Raw genomic sequence first — 3545 nt, forward strand, 5'->3', positions numbered from 1 at the left:
GTGCTCTGGGTCTGCGACCCGATGCACGGCAACACGGTCAAATCCGAGAGCGGCTACAAGACCCGGCCCTTCGACGCGGTGCTGCGCGAGGTGCGCGAGTTCTTCGCGGTCCACGCGGCCGAGGGCACGATCCCCGGCGGCGTGCATTTCGAGATGACGGGACAGGACGTGACCGAATGCACCGGCGGCGTCCGCGCGGTGACCGAGGCGGACCTGCACTCGCGCTATCACACCGCCTGCGATCCGCGCCTCAACGCGAGCCAGGCGCTGGAGCTCGCCTTCCTCGTCTCCGAAGAACTGGCGCAACGCCGCGACCCCGCGCACCGTCAGGCGGTCTGAGCCACGGTCGATGGGGGCGCAAGGGCCTTGCAAGGCCCTTGCGCCCGGCCTCACCCGTCGCGCTCCGATTTCACGAGGCGCAGCTGCGGCCGTCCGCGGGCGCGGGGCGCGTCGTAGGGCGCGGCCGGCTCGGCGAGGCCCGCCGCGAGCGGTGCGTCCCGCCGCGCGACAGGGATCGGGCGCAGATCGGTTTCCTCGACCGTGAGCCGGCGTGGTGTCCGCCCGAGCCGTCCCTCGGTTTCGAGGCATCCCAGCAGGCGGCTGCGCCGCCCCTCCCGGTCGAGAAGCGGCAGGAGGAGGAGCCGGCCCTCGAGCCCGGGGCGGCCGATACCGCGTGCCGCGCCGACCGTGAGGATCGCCGCCGCCGGGTCGTCGCAGACCGCGGCCAGCGCCGCACCGAGGGCGGCCCGGCTTTCGGGCGCGAAGAGCGCCGAGAGCGGCGCGCCCCGCATTTCCGTGCCGGCGAGATCGCAGAGATGGCGCCCGGCGATCCGGAGCCGCCCCTGGCGCGGCGCGATGCGCTCGAGGATGAAGGCATATTCGAGCGCATCCTCCATGCCGCGCGGGTCCAGCTCGGCCCGCGCGGGGGCGGGGCGACCGGCGCGCAGCGCCTCCCAGTAGCTTTCCACCAGCCCCGGCGCGCGGAAGCGGCGCGCTGCCCTGAAACCTGCCATCGTGATCACCCTGCTGTCGGCGGGCCGGGGGCGTGCGAGCCGGCCCTCTGCGCGGTTCTGGCTGCCGTGGCGCTCTTGCATCCGTTCCTCCCGGCGCGGCCCCGGCGCCGCGCAACATTGCGTTCAGACTGGTTACCCGGAGCTTAACTTCGCACGGTTTTCGGGGAATTGGAGGGGAAATCGGAACGTCTGGTTAACCGGGGTTGCCCCCGGCGGCGCGGTTGGCGTAGCTGGCGCCGCCAGACACGGGAGGACGGCGCGTGATCCGCTCCATGACGGGGATCGCCACCGGGCGCGGGGCCGGAGAGGGCCACAGGTGGACCTGGGAGCTGCGCGCGGTGAACGCGCGAGGGCTCGACCTTCGGCTGCGGCTGCCCGAGGGCGTGCCGGGCCTCGAGGCGGCGCTGCGCAGGCGTCTCGGCGCGGTGCTCACGCGGGGCAGCGTCACGCTCTCGCTTCGTCTCGCGCGCGATGCAGAGGCCGCGGGGCCGGCGATCGACGCCGCGCGGCTCGACGCGGCGCTTCGCGCCGTGGCCGAGGTCGAGGCGCGCGCGGCCGCGGCGGGCGTCCCGCTCGCACCGGTGCGCGCCACCGATCTGCTCACCGATCTGCTCGCCGGCGGGGGCGTTCCGAGCGAGGCGGCACCCGGGGCCGACCCGGCGGCGCTGCGCGAGGCGCTTCTGGCCGACGTGGAGCCGGTGCTCGCCGCGTTCCTCGCGAGCCGCGAAGCCGAGGGCGCGGCGCTGGAGACGGCGCTCCGCCGCGAGATCGGCACGATCGAGCGGCTGGCCGGCGCGGCGCGGGCGGCCGCCGGGGACCGCGAGGCCGCCACCGCGGAGGCGCTGCGCGGCGCGCTCGCGCGGGTGCGGGCGGCGGTCGAGGTGGACGAGGACCGCCTCGCGCAGGAGCTTGCGCTGATCGCGGTGAAGGGCGACATCGCCGAGGAGCTCGACCGGCTCGCCGCGCATGTCGCGCAGGCGCGCGCGTTCCTCGCAGAGGGCGGCGCCGTCGGCCGGCGGCTCGACTTCCTGACGCAGGAGGTCAACCGCGAAGCGAATACCCTCTGCTCGAAATCCGGCGACACCGCGCTCACGCGGCTCGGCCTCGAGATGAAGGCCGCGGTGGACCGGATGCGCGAGCAGGTGCAGAACGTGGAGTGACGACATGGCGACGCGGCGCGGCCTTCTGATCATACTCTCCTCGCCCTCGGGCGCGGGGAAATCGACGCTGGCGCAACGCCTGCGCGCCTGGGACCCCTCGATCGTCTTTTCCGTCTCGGCGACCACCCGGCCGCCGCGCCCGGGCGAGGTGAACGGGCAGGACTATCACTTCCTCGACGAGGCCGCCTTCAAGGCGCAGGTCGCCGCCGGCGAGATGCTGGAGCACGCGCATGTCTTCGGCCATTTCTACGGCTCGCCCCGCGCGGCGGTGGAGGAGGCGATCGATTCGGGGCGCGACGTGCTCTTCGACATCGACTGGCAGGGCGCGCAGCAGATCCGCAACTCCGCGCTCGGGCTGCACACGCTGTCGATCTTCCTGCTGCCGCCCTCGATCCTCGAGCTGCGCCGCCGGCTCGAGACGCGCGCCAAGGACACGCCCGAGACGATCGCCCGGCGCATGCAGAAGAGCTGGGACGAGATCAGCCACTGGGACGGCTACGACTTCGTCCTCGTCAACGACGATCTTGACGCGACCGAGGAAAAGCTCCGCGTGATCGTCGCCGCCACCCGGCTGCGCCGGCTGCAGCAGCCGGGGCTCACCGACCACGTCCGCCACCTGCAGGCCGAATTCGAGGAGATGCCATGACCCTCTATGCGCTCGACGGGATCCGCCCCGAGATCGCGGACGACAGCTGGATCGCGCCCGACGCCAACGTGATCGGCCGCGTGATCGTGGAAGAGGCCGCCTCGGTCTGGTTCGGCTGCACGCTGCGCGGCGACAACGAGCCGATCACCGTGGGCGCGGGCGCCAACGTGCAGGAGAACTGCGTCGCCCATACCGACATGGGCTATCCGCTGACCATCGGGGCGGGCTGCACCATCGGGCACAAGGTGATGCTGCACGGCTGCACGATCGGGGAGAATTCGCTGATCGGCATGGGCGCGATCGTGCTGAACGGGGCGCGGATCGGGAAGAACTGCCTGATCGGCGCGGGCGCGCTGATCACCGAGGGCAAGGAGATCCCCGACGGCAGCCTCGTGATGGGCGCGCCGGGCAAGGTGGTGCGCGCCCTCGACGAGGCGGCGATCGCGGGCCTGCGCGCCTCCGCCGCGAGCTACCAGGCGAACATGCGGCGGTTCCGGGCGGGGCTCGCGCCGCTCTGAGCGGCTGACCGGGCAAAGGGGGGCGGGGGGGGGGGGGGGGGGGGGGGGGGGGGGGGGGGGGGGGGGGGGGGGCCCGCCCCCCCCCCTCGGCGGCTCGCGCCGCCTCACCCCCCGAGGATATTTGGACCAAGAAGAAGGGCCGGGGCACGCCCCGGTGCGTGACGCGATGGCAGAGCAGAAACCCAGCCTGATGCGGCCCCATGCGGTG

General features: G+C 73.7%; 5 protein-coding genes. 4 read left to right on the top strand and 1 reads right to left on the bottom strand.

Features of this window, described 5'->3' with window-relative positions; all coding sequences use genetic code 11:
- On the top strand, positions 1-339 hold a 339-nt coding region (locus ACESL7_RS14380), incomplete at its 5' end, for a 3-deoxy-7-phosphoheptulonate synthase (RefSeq protein WP_372893989.1).
- A gap of 50 nt (positions 340-389) precedes the next feature.
- On the opposite strand, the gene ACESL7_RS14385 is transcribed toward ACESL7_RS14380, so the two are convergent.
- The gene (locus ACESL7_RS14385; protein WP_372893990.1) at positions 390-1013 is read right to left on the bottom strand and encodes a PAS domain-containing protein; all 624 of its coding nucleotides are present in this window, start codon (positions 1011-1013) and stop codon (positions 390-392) included.
- Between the two features lie 260 nt (positions 1014-1273).
- On the opposite strand from ACESL7_RS14385, the gene ACESL7_RS14390 reads away from it, so the two are divergent.
- The 3 genes from ACESL7_RS14390 to ACESL7_RS14400 are packed head-to-tail and all read left to right on the top strand — an operon-like array spanning position 1274 to position 3337.
- Positions 1274-2173: a YicC/YloC family endoribonuclease gene (locus ACESL7_RS14390; RefSeq protein ID WP_372893991.1), complete on the top strand. Its 900-nt coding sequence runs from the start codon at positions 1274-1276 to the stop codon at positions 2171-2173.
- Between the two features lie 4 nt (positions 2174-2177).
- A complete protein-coding gene (gmk, locus tag ACESL7_RS14395) occupies positions 2178-2819 on the top strand; it encodes a guanylate kinase (RefSeq protein WP_372893992.1) in 642 nt (213 codons plus the stop codon).
- Positions 2816-3337: a gamma carbonic anhydrase family protein gene (locus ACESL7_RS14400; RefSeq protein WP_372893993.1), complete on the top strand. Its 522-nt coding sequence runs from the start codon at positions 2816-2818 to the stop codon at positions 3335-3337. Before gmk ends, ACESL7_RS14400 begins: the two co-directional genes overlap by 4 nt.
- Positions 3338-3545 lie beyond the last annotated feature (208 nt).

Source organism: Rhodosalinus sp. (genome assembly GCF_041685465.1).
Lineage (GTDB): Bacteria > Pseudomonadota > Alphaproteobacteria > Rhodobacterales > Rhodobacteraceae > Rhodosalinus.